Source organism: Methylobacterium komagatae, from assembly GCF_042661665.1.
Taxonomy (GTDB): domain Bacteria; phylum Pseudomonadota; class Alphaproteobacteria; order Rhizobiales; family Beijerinckiaceae; genus Methylobacterium; species Methylobacterium komagatae.
Genome location: NZ_JBHSWN010000001.1, coordinates 4825001 through 4838016 on the forward strand (window position 1 = coordinate 4825001; position 13016 = coordinate 4838016).

Sequence of the window (13016 nt, forward strand, 5' to 3'; positions counted from 1 at the left end):
GAGGCGGGCATTGTCTGCTTCCACCGCCGCAAGCCGATCGTACACGTCTCCCGGGATCGTCATCCGCCGTCTCTCGGCATCATCAACCTCTTGGGCAACTCGCGGGCGCCCCATTTTCTTCATGCCTCGACAGGCGGCGGATCCGATCCCACCGTAAAATGCAGGTAAGACGCATCGAAATGCGCCAGCTCCGCCAACCGCGCCGGATCGTGGATCGTCAGGCGGCGGCTGCGAAGGGTGATGAGGCCTTGGGCGCGCAGTTCCTGAAGCGTCCGGTTGATGTGCACGCTGGTCTGCCCGAGCGAATGGGCGAGATCGTGCTGCGTCAGCGGGAGCGGGCAGCTGGTGCGCGTCGCGAGGCCGATGGCGGATAGCCGCGTAGGCAGTTCACAGAATAGGTGGGCGAGGCGTTCGATGCCCGAGCGGCACCCAAGGCTGACGGTCCATTCCCGCTGGATCGCCGCAGTGGCGAGAGCTTCGCGTTGGAAGGCCCGGTCGAGAGCGGCGCTGCGCGCGGTCAATTCCTGCAGCACCGGTCCGGGAATCTGCGCGTAGACCACGGGGGTCAGCGCACTGATCGCATGGTCCATCTGATCGAGAAGGAAGACATGGGGGTCGCACGGGTCCCCCGGGAGAAGAAGCGAGACGATCTGGCGGCGCCCATCCACGAGTTGCCGAGACCGGCAGGCCCAGCCTTCCAGGATGACGTTGACCGCGTGTGGATCCTCGCCCTCATCGATGATGTCGGTGCGGGCGGCGATGCTCCGGGCCGGCCCAAGCGCCTCCGAAAGCCACATCCGGTCGGCAACCGAAAGCGGAACGTAGCGCGCCAGCTTTGCCGCGAGCGGATCGTGCATCGAATCCCGGTGCGTCCAAATTCAAGCAGGATCATACCCGATCCGATGTTCGGCACACTCAAATGGATCAGTCGTAAGCTTCTCCTCACTCTCAAAGACCGAATTGATACCGCGCGTGCCCCTCACGCTTTTCGTGGTCTCCAAATGCGCGAGGCGATATCGGCGTGAACGGTGAGGGCCGCATGAAGGTCGGGAGCGGCGTCGCGCCGTCCCTCCCGGATGGACATGACGAGTCCGGCCGGGTCATCGGGGCCGATGAGATCGGCGCCCGCCGCCGCGAGGTCGTGGGCATCCCCAATCTCGCGCGCGGCGATGCCGAGGGCGTTGGCCACCATCAGCGCCACGTAGCGCGGGCGGCCGGTGAGACCGGGTAAGACCTCGTCGGTGAGGGCTTTCCGGGCGGCTTCGATCAGGTCGGCGCCGGAGGGATCATCACGCATCGGAAGGCTCCGTTATCGCGGCCAGGCGGCGGGGGCGGTGGCGGCGAGGATCGCCTGTTCCAGTTCCGGCACCATGCGGCCGGTCAGGGCGAGTTCGAGGGAGAATTCGCGGCCCGAAACGTGGCGCGCGCCCTGCTCCAGGGCGATCACCGCCCAGCGCAGATGCGCCATCACCTCCCAGTAGGCGACCCGCTCGCGCTCGACTGGTCGGCCGCCGCCCTCGCGATAGCCGCGCTCGAAGGCCTCGCGCGATCCGATGCCGCCCGCTTCCTTGTCGAGACGGCCGAAGCGCCAGCAGGCGGCACAGAACCAGCCGAGATCCTGGGCCGGGTCGCCCCACCCGGAAAATTCCCAATCGAGGATGGCGGTCAGGCCGGTCTCATCGACCATGTAGTTGCCGGTGCGGAAGTCCCGGTGGACGAGGGACGGTGCCGGGCAGGCGGGCGCGCATACCTCGGCCCAGCGCAGGCCCCATTCGATGGCGGGCCGCTTGGCGCCGATCCCGTCGAGACTTTCGCGGAGGCGTGCAATCTCGGCCCTGGCCGGCTCCGGCTCGGGCGGGCCGAGGAAGGCGAGGGCCGGCGGCGGATCCCGGTGGGGGTCGAGCACCGCGTGGATCGTCGCGAGTTCGCGTCCGAGGTCTTCCGCCAGCTTCTCACGGTCGCCACCGAGGGTCAGATCCTTGGCGATACGCGGCCCGAGACCGACGCCCGCCACCAGCCCCATCAGGGCAAAGGGCGCGCCGATCACCGACGCGTCCTCACAGAAGCCGACCGGCTCCGGCACGCGCACCCCCGCCGCGTGGGCGGCTTCGAGCAGGCGGAATTCCTCGCGCCGGGATCGGCTGGAAGCGATGGTCGCGGGCGCATCCCGGCGGAGGACGAATTCGCGCGTCCCCTCCCCGATCCGGCAGCGGATCAGCCGGTTTTCCTGGATCGACCCGCCGCCCAGGGCGCGGCTCTCTTCGATCGTGACGCTGGGTACCCCGAGATGCGTGGCAATCCAGGCGCTGAGCCGCGTCTCGTCCATGGTCTAGAGCCCCGAAACGAGGTGGCCACCATCGGCGGCGAGGACCGAGCCGGTCATGTACGATCCGGCATCTGAGGCAAACAACAGGAGCGCACCGTCGAGTTCGTGGGCCTCGCCGAGGCGCCGCTGGGGCACCCGCTTGATCAGCGCCTTGCCCGCCTCGGAATCGAAGAACTCCGCGTTCAGTTCGGTGCGCACGTAGCCCGGCGCGAGGGCGTTCACGCGGATGCCGTGGCGCGCCCATTCGAGGGCGAGGCTCTTGGTCAGCTGGATCACGGCGGCCTTAGAGGCGGCGTAGGGGGCAAGACCCCCGGCGACCCGCAGGCCGAGGATCGAGGCGACGTTGATGATGCTGCCCCCTGCCCCGCCGCGACCATGCGCTTGGCGGTCGCCTGGGCGACGAGGAACACGCCCTTCAGGTTGGTGTCGAGCACCCCGTCCCACTCGCTCTCCGAGAGGTCGAGGGCCGGGGTCGTCGCCGTGACGCCCGCATTGTTCACGAGCACCGCCACGGGGCCGAACCGCTCCTGCGCCTGATCGAGGGCCACCTCGATGCTGGCGCGGTCGGTCACGTCCATCACGAGGGCCTGCGCCTGCCCGCCCAAAGCCTCGACGGTGGCCACGGTCTCGGCGAGCGCCCCCGCCCGGCGGGCGGCGAGGGAAAGCCTTGCCCCCGACTTCGCCAGAAGGCCCGCGAAATGGCGCCCGAGCCCGCTCGACGCGCCGGTCACCAGCACATGACGGCCCGTGAGATCGAAGATGCCGCTCATGGATGCCTCACTGCGCGCGTTCGAAGGCGACCGCGATGCCCTGGCCGCCGCCGATGCACATGGTGGCGAGGCCGTAGCGACCGCCGGTCCGGGCGAGCTCATAGAGCGTCTTCACCGCGATGATCGCCCCGCTCGCGCCGATCGGGTGACCCAGCGCGATGGCACCGCCGTTGGGGTTCACCCTGTCCGGGTCGAGGTCGAGGGAGCGCGAGACCGCGCAGGCCTGCGCCGCGAAGGCCTCGTTCGATTCGATCACGTCGAAATCGGAGGCGCGCAGGCCGGTGCGCTCGAACAGGCGGCGCACGGCGGGGACGGGCCCCATGCCCATCTCGGACGGATCGACGCCCGCATGGGCGTAGCCGACGATGCGGGCCAGCGGCTTGGCGCCTTCGCGGGCCGCCTTCTCGGCGCTCATCAGCACCAGGGCGGCGGCGCCGTCGTTGAGGCCAGAAGCGTTGCCCGCCGTGACGCTGCCGGTCTTCGCGAAGGCCGGGCGGAGCTTCGCCAGATCCTCGGCACTGGTGGCCTTGGGGTGCTCGTCGGTCTCGAAGGGCACGGTCTCACGCTTGCGCTGAACCGGGATCGGCAGGATCTGATCGCGGAACCGGCCCTCGGCGATGGCCTTGGCGGCCCGCGCTTGGCTCAGCGCTGCGAAGGCGTCCTGATCCTCGCGGGAAATGCCGTAGCGGCTCGCGATATTCTCGGCGGTGACGCCCATATGGCCGTGGCCGAACGGATCGGAGAGCACGCCGATCATGTAATCGACACCGCTGATATCGCCCATCTTCTGACCGAACCGGGCTGCTGACAGCAGATGCGGCGAACGGCTCATGCTCTCGGCGCCACCCGCGACGGCGGCCTCGGCATCGCCGAGCATCACGGCCTGCGCCGCCGAGACGATGGCCTGCAGGCCGCTGCCGCAGAGGCGGTTGACGGTCAGGGCGGGCACCTCCTGCGGGATGCCGCCCTCCATCGCCGCGACGCGGGCGATATAGGCGTCGCGCGGCGTGGTCGGGATCACGTGACCAAAGATGACGTGGCCGATCTCCTCCCCCTTGGTCCCGGAGCGCGACAGCGCCTCGGCCACGCATTTTGCGGCGAGTTCGGCCGGGGGGATCGCGGCGAGCGCGCCGCCGAAGGTGCCGATGGCCGTCCGCACGGCGCCGGTGATGACCACGTCCGTCATGGATTCTGTTTCCTTTTCTTCTCGCGCGACGGTGCGCATTCTTCTCTCACCACCTGTGGGGAGAGGACGGGCTCACACCCCTATTCCCCCACGTCCCAGGTCCAGAACGCGTCGCCCTCCGCCTCGAGGTTGCGGTTCAGCACCATCTTGTGGACCTCGTCCGCCCCGTCCACGAGCCGGGCCTGACGGGCGTAGCGGTAGATCCATTCGAGCGGCGTATCGGTGGAGTAGCCCCGCGCGCCGTTGATCTGGATCGCCGTATCGGCCGCCGCGTGCAGAAGGTTGGCCACGTGGACCTTGGCCATGGACACCTCCTTGCGTGCGAAGCTGCCCTGGTCGAGCGCCCAGGCGGCCTTGGCCACGAGAAGGCGGCCGATCTCAATGCGCATGGCGAGGTCGCCGAGCATCAACTGGATGCTTTCCCGGTCGGCGAGGCGAACGCCGAAGCCCTGGCGCTCGGCCGCATAATGGCGGGCGATCTCGACGCAGCGCTTCGACAATCCGAGCCAGCGCATGCAGTGCGTGAGCCGCGCCGGACCGAGGCGGATCTGCGTGAGCTTGAGCCCGTCGCCTTCCTTCATCAGCACGTCGCTCGCGGGGATTTCGAGTCCCTCGAACGCGATCTCGCAATGGCCGCCATGCTCCTCGGGACCCATGATCCCGATGCGGCGGACGATGTGCCAGCCGGGGCTGTCCCGGTGGAACAGAAAGGCGGTGAGGCCCTTGCGGGCGTCGTCCGACGTCCGCGCCATCAGGATGAAATGGGCTGCATCCTCGGCGCCGGTGATGAACCACTTGCGGCCGGTCACGACGTAGGTATCGCCCCGCCGCTCGGCGCGGGTCTGGATCATGCCAGGATCGGAGCCGCCACCGGGATGGGGCTCCGTCATGGCGAAGGCCGAGCGAACCTCGCCGCGCACGATCGGATCGAGCCAGCGCGCCTTCTGCTCGGGCGTCGCGACCTTTTCCAACACCATCATGTTGCCATCGTCGGGGGCGGCCGAGTTGAACACCACGGGCCCGAAGATCGAGCGGTTCATCGCCTCATAGCAGACCGCCATGCCAATCTTGTCGAGGCCCGCTCCCCCAGTCTCCGGCTTGAGTTGGAGGCACCACAGCCCCTCGGCGCGAGCGAGGCCGCGCAGGCGCTCCAGTTCGGGCAGGGAAATGTTGCCGTGCCCGTCATAGGCGGCCGGATCCCGCTCCACCGGGATGATGTGCGTGTCGACAAAGGCCGCGATGCGCGCGCGGTACTCCTCGACGCGCGGGGAAATCGTGAAATCCATGATGGTCCCGTTGTGAGGCCCGTGCCCGTATGATGTGGGGCGTATGCCACATTGGGAAGAGCCGGAGCCTGACAGATCGAAGCGGCGCGGTTTCCGGTGATACGCGGGATCGTGTAGGGGTCTCGCCTCCTTCGTCCCCGGCCGGGGCACTTCCTTCCTCATCGGACACGGCATGCAGGCGGTCCTGAACGCGGCGCTGCCGATCTTCGCGCTGATCCTCGTCGGCTTTCTCTGCGGACGGTTCGGGGTCTTCACGCGGGAGGCGACCGACAACATCAACCGCTTCGCGATCTACCTCGCGCTCCCGGCACTGATCTTCACCACCATGGCGCGGATCACCCCGGCCGAGATCGGGCAGGTGGGGTTCTCGGCGGCCTTCGGCCTCGGCATCGCCGCGACCTTCACCCTGGCCTACGGCCTCGGGCGGCGCCGCGGCGGCTCCGTAGCGGATGCGAGCATCGAGGGGCTGGATGCCGGCTACAGCAATGTCGGCTTCATGGGCATTCCGCTCTGCCTGCTGGTCTTCGGGCCCGAGGGGCTGCCGGCGGCCGTGATCGCCACCCTGTTCACCGCCTGCGTGCTGTTCCTCACGGCCATCGTGATGGTGGAGTTCGACCTGAGGCGGGGCGTCGACCGGCGCAGTACCGTGAAACGGGTGCTGCTCTCCCTGCTGCGCAATCCACTCTTCCTCGCCCCCATCGCCGGTCTCGCGGTGGGGCTCACCGGCTTGGCCGTGCCCCTCCCCCTCGACACCGCCGCGAAGCTCCTCGGCGGTGCGGCCTCGCCCTGCGCGTTGATCTGCATCGGACTGTTCCTGGCGCAGGAGAGCGGAGTGGCTGGGGACCGGCGCCTGATCTGGCTCCTCGTTGGGCTGAAGCTCGTCGTCCACCCGGCGGTGACGGCCCTCCTCGTCTTCTATGTCTTCCCCGTACCGCCGCTCTGGGCGCGGGCGGCGGTGCTGCTCAGCGCGTTGCCCATCGGCTCCGGCCCTTTCACCCTCGCCAAGCTCTACGGCCTCCAGGCGGGTGTCACGTCGGGGGCGATCCTCGTCTCGCACCTCGTCTCGGTCGTCACCGTCTCCGCTCTGGTGGCGTGGCTCGGCTGAGCCTGACGCGACGAGGCTGGATATCCGCGTCGGCCGGTTCACTGGCAGGGCCGTCGCAAGTATGGAATGTGTTCGCGCGGAGACCGGGATAACCCGGCGCCGGCCCCGGTTAGGGCTTTTGGGAGGATGGCGATGGACATCGCGGCGGTGGAAGCTGCGGGCGCGGGCGCTCACGGGATCGGTCTCGATGGCCCGCCCCTGCGGAGCCGTGGCTGGCTGAAGGTCCTCGACAACGCCATCGGCTGGCTGGTCGAGATCCCCGCCGCCCTGCTCGTGCTCGCCGAGATCGGCGTTCTCCTGTCGGGCGTCGTCAGCCGCTACGTCTTCCATCAACCGCTGATCTGGACCGACGAACTCGCCGGTATCCTGTTCCTCTGGCTCGCCATGCTCGGATCGGTCGTCGCCTTCCGCCGCGCCGAGCACATGCGCATGACCGCCATCGTCGCCATGGCGGGACCGCGCGCCCGCGCCTTCCTCGAAACGCTGGCCCTCGTCGCGGGCCTCGTCTTCGTCAGTCTTGTCCTGCACCCGGCCTACGAGTTCGCCAGCGAAGAGGTCTTCGTCCAGACGCCCGCGCTGGAGCTGAACAACGCGTGGCGCGCCGCCGCCCTGCCGATCGGCTTCGGGCTGATGCTCGTCATCGCACTGATCCGTCTGCTCGAAACGGCCGACTGGAAGATCACCCTCGCCGCGCTCGCCACCGGCGCGGCCCTGGCCGGAGGGCTCGTGGCCCTGCAGCCGTTCCTGGCCGGGCTCGGCAACGTCAACCTGCTGCTGTTCTTCGTGCTCGGCGTCGGGATGCTGGTCTTCTCCGGCGTGCCGATCGCCTTCGCCTTCGGCCTTTCGACCTTCGCCTACGTGACGCTGACCACCGACGCGCCGGCCATGGTCGTGGTCGGCCGCATGGACGAGGGCATGAGCCACCTCATCCTGCTCGCGGTGCCGCTCTTCGTGTTCCTTGGCCTGCTCATCGAGATGACCGGCATGGCCAAGGCCATGGTCGGCTTCCTGGCGAGCCTGCTCGGCCACGTGCGTGGCGGCCTGCATTTCGTGCTGGTGGGCGCGATGTACCTCGTCTCCGGCATTTCGGGCTCGAAGGCCGCCGACATGGCCGCCGTCGCCCCCGTGCTGTTCCCGGAGATGAAGGCGCGCGGTGCCAAGGAGGGCGACCTCGTGGCCCTGCTCGCCGCGACCGGTGCGCAGACCGAGACGATCCCGCCCTCGATCGTGCTGATCACGATCGGCTCGGTGACCGGCGTGTCGATCACCGCCCTGTTCACCGGCGGCCTGCTGCCGGGGCTCGTGCTGGCAGTGACGCTCTGCGCCCTGGTGTGGTGGCGCTACCGGCACGAGGACCTGAGCCACGTCGCCCGGCCCTCGCGCGCGGTGATCGGGCGGGCCTTCCTCGTGGCCCTGCCCGCGCTCGCGCTCCCCTTCGTGATCCGCTACGCGGTGGTCGAAGGCATCGCGACGGCGACCGAAGTCTCGACCATCGGTATCGTCTACTCGGTGCTGGCGGGCCTGCTGATCTACCGCTGCTTCGCCTGGGCGCGTCTGTACCCGATGCTGGTGACGACGGCGGCCCTGTCGGGGGCGATCCTGCTGATCATCGGGGCGGCGACCGGCATGGCCTGGGCGCTGACTCAGTCCGGCTTCTCGCAGACGCTGGCGGTGGCGATGAAGAGCCTGCCGGGCGGGCCGCTCGGGTTCCTGCTGGTCTCGGCGGTGGCGTTCGTGATCCTCGGCTCGGTGCTGGAGGGCATCCCGGCGGTGGTGCTGTTCGGGCCGCTGCTGTTCCCGATCGCGCGGTCGGTGGGCGTGCACGAGGTGCACTACGCGATGGTGGTGATCCTGGCGATGGGCGTCGGCCTGTTCGCCCCGCCGTTCGGCGTCGGATACTATGCGGCCTGCGCGATCAGCCGGATCCACCCGGATGCGGGGATGCGGCCGATCGTGGGCTACATGCTCGCCCTGCTCGTCGGCCTGCTCGCCATCATCCTCGTCCCCTGGTTCTCGATCGGGTTCCTGTAGGGGCCGGTCAGCGCGCCGTCAGCGCACTGATCTCGATGACGAACTTGCGCCGCATCGCCCGTGAGAAATCGCCGTAGCCCGCTGCGGCGAGGAGGAACGAGGTCGGCCCGCCGACCACATGGGCGCGATACCATTGCTCCAAACTGGTCCGGTCCTGCGGAAGCGGGGTCGGGCGCAGGCCGTAGCCGGGCGCGCGATAGGCCCCCGCGCCGACCACGTCGTTTTCCCCCGGAACGAGGATCGGCAACCCTGTTGATCGTCGCCCCGAGGGCGAGGACGTCGTTGCGCTCGGCCTCCATGGCGTCGGGATCGGTGCAATTGTCGATCCCGTCCCCCGACACGTCCACGACGATCCGGTCTGCCGCCATCGGCATGGCGGGGATGACGCTCGAGGCAACGGTGCGGAACATCTGCCCGATGCAGGTGAATTCCCCTGCTTGCCGCGGCGTGGCGCGCACGGCCGCCGCTGCGGCCTCGGCGTCGGCCTTGTTGGCGATGCGCCGCCACGGCACCGGCATCCCGGCCCGGTCGGCCCAGGTCACCATCGCGAACAGGATGCCGCCGGGGTTGCCGGTGATCGCCGCGAGCACGCCTTGATCCTCAAGGGCCTCCGCGATGCCCTCCATCTGTAGCTTGAACCGTGCGTCATCGACCGATTGTGACACGTCCACCGACACGATCAGAGCCGTGGCGACGGAGTCCGCCGCCGCCGCAGGCAGGGCGGTCGCGAGGAGACCGGCGCAGGCCGCCACAGAGAGATGCCGGATCATGCCTTCTCCGCGAAGCGCACGGTACAGCCTGGATGCCCCGCGACGAGCGCTCCGCCCCGCTCCCGCCCGAGCACCATGCAGGCCGTGGACAGGCCATCGGCCAGGAGTCCGGACGGAGCCGTCACCGTCACCGAAGACAAGCCTCGCGGCGAATGCCCCGTGGCCGGATCGAAGATGTGATGGTCGGCGTAGTCCGGTGAGAAAGCCATGTTGTAGTCGCCCGAGGTGGCCGCGAAGCCGGTGAACGGGGCGATCACTGCCGCGACCTCGCCCTTGTGGCGCGGATCGGCGATGCCGAGGCGCCAGGGCGAGCCATCGGGATGGGTGCCGAGGGCACCGAACTCGCCCGTGTCGACGAAGGCATCCGCGATGCCCCGGCGTGTGAGCGCGGCCATCACCACATCAGCCGCATAGCCCTGCACGACGGCGTTCAGCGTCACCTCCGTGCCCGCCTCCAGCAGGATCGCATCCGGCGACGCCCGCACCTTTCGCCAGCCGATCCGGGTCAGGCAGTCCCGCAGAACCGCATCGCCGGGTCGCCCTCCCGCCTCAGCCGCGCGCGACCAGACGGGCCAAAGCGGCTGAACCGTGGGATCGAACGCCCCATCGGTCTTGGAAGCGAGATCGAGGGCGAAGGCCAACAAAGCGGTGAGATGGCCGGGGGCGCGTCGAGCCGCCCTTCCCGATTGAGGCGGGCGAGCGCGCTGTCCGTCCGGAACAGGCTCGCCTCGTGTTCAACGGCCCGCATCGCGGCCACGCCCTCGGTCAGGGCAGCTTCCATCGCCTCCGGATCCGTTCCGGCGACGGTGAGGGAGATCGTCGTGCCGAAAGCAAGCCCGACCCGGCTGCGCGCCAGCAAGCCTCGGCCGGTGGCGAGGGCATGGAAGGCGCCGAGCCCGGCCGTTGTGGCGGCAAGGCCGCAGGCCCCGAGCACGGCCCGGCGGCGTGTCGGCCTGGCGCTCATCGGACCGCCGCCGGGCGCGGCACGATCCGCTTGGCGTGGCGCCGGGCCACCACCTGCGGCACACACTGGCCGGGATCGTGAATGATCGTCACGCAATCCATGCACTGGAAGCACTCGGGGTAATCGACCTTACCGCTCTGCGCGATGGCACCGTAGCGGCAGCGGACCTTGCACAGCTGACAGGGTGTGCCGCACTCGGCCCGGCGAGGAATCCAGTTCAGGATCCGCAAGCGCCCGGCCACCGCGAGCGCCGCGCCCAGGGGGCACAGGTAGCGGCAGAAACCCTTGTAGACGAACAGGTTGAGCACCAGCAGCCCGATCGCGTAGGCGACGAAGGGCCAGCTTCGCACGAAAGACAGGGTGATGGCCGTCTTGAACGGCTCGATCTCGGCCATGGCATCGGCGGCGGGCAGCCCTGCGGCGGTGGCCGCAAGGAGGCCCGCGAGCACCCCATATTTCAGCTTGCGCAGCGGACCGTCGAGGGCGGGCGGCACGGTGATCTGCCGGATGCGCAGGGGGCGCGCGAGCCACGCGACAAGTTCTTGCATCGCCCCGAACGGGCAGAGCCAGCCGCAGAACGTGCCCCGGCCCCACAGGACGAGGCTGACCAGCACGAAGGCCCAGAGCACCAGCGAGGGCGGATCGTAGAGCAGGAACGCAAAATCGTGCGTGCGCAGGACCGCCCGTACCAGCCCCATCAGGGTGACGATCGAGAGCTGCGCCTGCGCCACGTAGCCGATGAAGCCGACCGTGACGGCGAGGAAGGCGAGCCGGAAGACCGGAAACCGGCGCGCATCCGCGACCAGCCCCTTCTGCCGCGCCAGCACCGGCACGAGGAGCGCCAGCATGGCGCCGATTCCGGCGAGCGTCGGGATGCGCGCGCGCCAGGATTCCGTCCAGTCCGGCCCGTCCTGCGCCGCGACACGCACGAACAGGTCGCCCGGCAGCTTGGTCTCCACGGTGAAATCGCGGGCGATCTTCTCCGAGAGGATCTGGCCGCGCTCGCGCACGATCTTCTGCACCACGGTGAACGGCGCAGACGGATCGAACCCGGCGGCGGAATCGATGCGCAGGATGGTCCAATCGCCGGGGGGCAGGCCCTCCGTCAGGCCCGCGCCCCGCCGCTCCACGGCCATGTCGCGGGCATTTACGACGAGGCCGCCCTGCGCGACCGAGATCCGGTCGGGCACCGCGCCGAGGATGAATGTGTCGCCGAGCGGGTTCTCGGGCGCGTCGACCGGGCCCGCGTTCAGCACCATCAGGGCGTGCCCGCCTGGGCCGAGTTCGCGGGTCAGCGCCTCGAACCGCTTCGGTCCCAGGAGGTTGCGGCCGATCAAGGGCACGTCGAGCAGGGCGACGTACAAATCGCTGAGCACGTCCTCCGGCGCGCCCTCCCCCGCCTCCTCGACGCCCGTGCCGCGGAAGGCACGGGTGGCCTCCGCCCGGGTGACGGTGAGGCGACGGACCAAGCCGCGCGCCATCAGCGCCTCCAGGCTGAGGGGCTCGAACAGGTCGGGCTTGGCCTCGACGCTGAGGCCGACATTGGTCGCGCCGAAGCCGAGCTTGCCCCGCGCCACCGCAAGGGCGGAGGCCAGCACGGATTGGTTGATCGTGCGCGTCGAGGCGGTGGCCATGGCGATGCCATCGACGGTGGTCTGGGGGCCGCCCCCGAGGCCCGGGCATTCGGCCGCCCCACCCGGATCGGCTGGCGCGCCGACAGGCCGACATATTGCTCGACGAAGGCGAAGAGCGGCTCCGAGCCGAGTCCTTCCAGGAAGACCGGCTCGCGGTGCGAGAGCACCTTCACGTCCCGGAACGTGCCGTCCGGTGCGAGGGCGATCAGGAGATCGGCGGGTGTGCCGCCGAAGCCGGGCAACGGCGCGAAATCGATGGATTCGAACGCGTAGGCGAAGACCTCGTAGGAGCCTGCCTGCTGCTTGAGGATCGGCCAGACCGGAAGGGCGTCGTCCTTCTCGCCGACGACCAGGGGCGGCGGGAAATAGCGGGCGATCCCCTCGCGGTTCAACTCGCCCGCGACGGCGGGAGACAGCCGCGCGAGGGTGAGGAGAGCCACGAGCATGGCCACCCATCCGGTGCGCAGTACGCCGGATACTCGCATCCGCAGCCGTCTCCGGGACAGCGCCGCGCCGCCCCCCGCGTTTCCTCGATCGTTACCGCCACGATAGGGCCCCCGCGGCGGAGCCCGATATTGGACCAAAGGCCAGGGCGTCGGGACGCCTCGCACAGAGTGGGTCTAAGGATTGCCTCGCCGTTTGAACCTTGCCTGAAGCATGCGGAAGCATTTCATTCGTCGAAACATGCAATCTTCGGTTGTTGGCGAAAATATAATCCAACTACAGCTCAGTAAATTGATGTTTTAATTATGCAACAGCTGCGTAGTTAGGGCCAAAAGGCGAGATTTTCGGTTTTAGAATCGGAACTCTATGCGCTTAGCTTTGGGCAGCCGGACATCCACCGACTTGTCGATGCAAAAGCGAGGCGGTGTTCCGGCAGCGGCATTCGCGGAGGTCCGCTCTCAGGGGGCAGACGCGTCGAGGTGTTCAGCATCCGCAGTCAT

The 13016-nt window shown here is 69.0% G+C and carries 8 protein-coding genes and 4 pseudogenes (1 of these 12 cut by a window edge); 2 read left to right on the plus strand and 10 right to left on the minus strand.

Annotated elements, in window-relative coordinates:
• The 7 genes and pseudogenes from ACFQE0_RS23795 to ACFQE0_RS23825 all read right to left on the minus strand — a co-directional run.
• A protein-coding gene (locus ACFQE0_RS23795; protein ID WP_378974046.1) for an HWE histidine kinase domain-containing protein crosses the window boundary here: on the minus strand, positions 1-63 show its 5' portion. The gene continues 684 nt to the left of window position 1, outside the view; the window shows 63 of its 747 coding nt (coding positions 1-63); the start codon lies at positions 61-63; the stop codon falls past the left edge of the window.
• Positions 64-119: 56 nt separating this feature from the next.
• Positions 120-857 carry a Crp/Fnr family transcriptional regulator gene (locus tag ACFQE0_RS23800; RefSeq protein ID WP_378974048.1) on the minus strand — a complete coding sequence of 246 codons (738 nt, stop codon included), beginning with the start codon at positions 855-857 and terminating at the stop codon, positions 120-122.
• A gap of 122 nt (positions 858-979) precedes the next feature.
• On the minus strand, positions 980-1297 hold the full coding sequence (locus ACFQE0_RS23805; protein ID WP_378974050.1) for a DUF6285 domain-containing protein: 318 nt from the start codon (positions 1295-1297) through the stop codon (positions 980-982).
• A gap of 12 nt (positions 1298-1309) precedes the next feature.
• Positions 1310-2326, minus strand: a complete 1017-nt coding sequence (locus ACFQE0_RS23810; RefSeq protein WP_378974053.1) for a phosphotransferase family protein — start codon at positions 2324-2326, stop codon at positions 1310-1312.
• A 3-nt stretch (positions 2327-2329) separates the two neighbouring features.
• Positions 2330-3096: pseudogene (locus ACFQE0_RS23815) on the minus strand (SDR family NAD(P)-dependent oxidoreductase).
• A 7-nt stretch (positions 3097-3103) separates the two neighbouring features.
• Positions 3104-4282 (minus strand): beta-ketothiolase BktB, encoded by a 1179-nt coding sequence (bktB, locus tag ACFQE0_RS23820; protein WP_378974056.1) that lies wholly within the window; start codon positions 4280-4282, stop codon positions 3104-3106.
• An 80-nt stretch (positions 4283-4362) separates the two neighbouring features.
• Complete coding sequence (locus ACFQE0_RS23825) at positions 4363-5568, minus strand: acyl-CoA dehydrogenase family protein (RefSeq protein WP_378974058.1); 1206 nt, start codon at positions 5566-5568, stop codon at positions 4363-4365.
• Between the two features lie 172 nt (positions 5569-5740).
• Here ACFQE0_RS23825 and ACFQE0_RS23830 point away from each other — a divergent pair, with 172 nt between their 5' ends.
• Together ACFQE0_RS23830 and ACFQE0_RS23835 are read left to right on the plus strand one after the other, a co-directional pair.
• On the plus strand, positions 5741-6673 hold the full coding sequence (locus ACFQE0_RS23830) for an AEC family transporter (RefSeq protein WP_378974061.1): 933 nt from the start codon (positions 5741-5743) through the stop codon (positions 6671-6673).
• A gap of 126 nt (positions 6674-6799) precedes the next feature.
• On the plus strand, positions 6800-8704 hold the full coding sequence (locus ACFQE0_RS23835) for a TRAP transporter large permease (protein ID WP_378974063.1): 1905 nt from the start codon (positions 6800-6802) through the stop codon (positions 8702-8704).
• A 7-nt stretch (positions 8705-8711) separates the two neighbouring features.
• On the opposite strand, the pseudogene ACFQE0_RS23840 reads toward ACFQE0_RS23835, so the two are convergent.
• The 3 pseudogenes from ACFQE0_RS23840 to ACFQE0_RS23850 form a co-directional block, all read right to left on the minus strand.
• Positions 8712-9474, minus strand: a pseudogene (locus tag ACFQE0_RS23840) (DUF1194 domain-containing protein).
• Positions 9471-10438: pseudogene (locus ACFQE0_RS23845) on the minus strand (FAD:protein FMN transferase). The pseudogenes ACFQE0_RS23840 and ACFQE0_RS23845 overlap by 4 nt, the downstream one beginning before the upstream one ends.
• Positions 10435-12557, minus strand: a pseudogene (locus tag ACFQE0_RS23850) (4Fe-4S binding protein). The pseudogenes ACFQE0_RS23845 and ACFQE0_RS23850 overlap by 4 nt, the downstream one beginning before the upstream one ends.
• Between the last annotated feature and the right edge of the window lie 459 nt (positions 12558-13016).